Annotated in this window: 1 protein-coding gene; it reads right to left on the bottom strand. The window is 35.2% G+C overall.

The genetic code is table 11. The features are described 5' to 3' along the window. A partial coding sequence (locus tag J7338_RS20645) for a sigma factor-like helix-turn-helix DNA-binding protein (protein ID WP_420875346.1) occupies positions 1 to 147 on the bottom strand: 147 nt, incomplete at its 3' end. Positions 148 to 332 lie beyond the last annotated feature (185 nt).

Below are 332 nucleotides of genomic sequence, written 5' to 3'. Positions count from 1 at the left end.
TAACGGCCATTGGTTTAAGCCTAACTCATTGGCCTTTTTAACGTAATTAGCCACAGTGCCAGGTGAAATATTTAAGCTTCTGGCAATCTCTCGATGGGATAATTTTGCTGAATATTTCAGCCGTAAAATAGCATGTAGTTTACTCATAGATATAGGTCTTGTTGACATTATTGTTATCCTCATCAAATGATTTAGATAACGGTTTAACATACCTACAAAAATGATAAAACGTGAACTCGGTAACGAGTGGCATTAAGCTTTGATCGGCAAAATCATTAAGAACACAAAAGTGATCATTATCGAGTGATTTTCGTGATCAAAGCTTAATGAGA

The organism is Pseudoalteromonas ostreae, assembly GCF_018069805.1.
Classification (GTDB): domain Bacteria; phylum Pseudomonadota; class Gammaproteobacteria; order Enterobacterales; family Alteromonadaceae; genus Pseudoalteromonas; species Pseudoalteromonas ostreae.
This window is presented reverse-complemented; position numbering and strand designations above follow the sequence as displayed.